This is a genomic window from Streptomyces sp. PT12 (genome assembly GCF_003311645.1).
Lineage (GTDB): Bacteria > Actinomycetota > Actinomycetes > Streptomycetales > Streptomycetaceae > Streptomyces.
In genome coordinates this window covers 1-404 of sequence record NZ_QEST01000292.1, presented here as the reverse complement: position 1 = coordinate 404, position 404 = coordinate 1, and the positions used below count along the sequence as shown (strand labels likewise).

The following is a 404-nucleotide window of genomic DNA, read 5'->3' as shown; positions in this document are numbered from 1 at the left end:
CCGTTGGGCGAATCCCCCGCGCTCGCCGCCCCGGTCGGGCGGCTGCTGGCCGCCGCGGCCCGCACAAAGGACCACACGCCTGCCCCCGCTGCGTACGCCGCCGCTACGCGATGGCCCGCGCGGACGAGAGCGAACGCGACCGCCCACCGCATCTTCCCGAGCAGCCGCACCACCGCCCCTGACCCCTGCTGTCATCCCTGAGGCCGCCCCACCGGCGAACGTGCGCGGCCCGGGTGGCAGCGGGCCCAAGCCCGCCCGGCCCAGGACCGGGCGGACATCCCCGGAGCCGCTTCCTCCTCCGCGCGCCCCGGGGCACCCGCCCGCCCCGTCCTGGTCACGACCGGGGCGTGCGGCCAGTCCTTCACCCACCACCATGTTCTGGAGCCTGTCATCTTCTGGCCGTT

At 76.5% G+C, this 404-nt stretch carries 1 protein-coding gene; it reads left to right on the top strand.

Annotation, left to right across the window (positions count from 1 at the left end):
* Positions 1 to 201, top strand: a 201-nt coding sequence (locus tag DEH69_RS32190) for a hypothetical protein (protein ID WP_220131192.1), incomplete at its 5' end; no start/stop codon positions are given.
* Positions 202 to 404 lie beyond the last annotated feature (203 nt).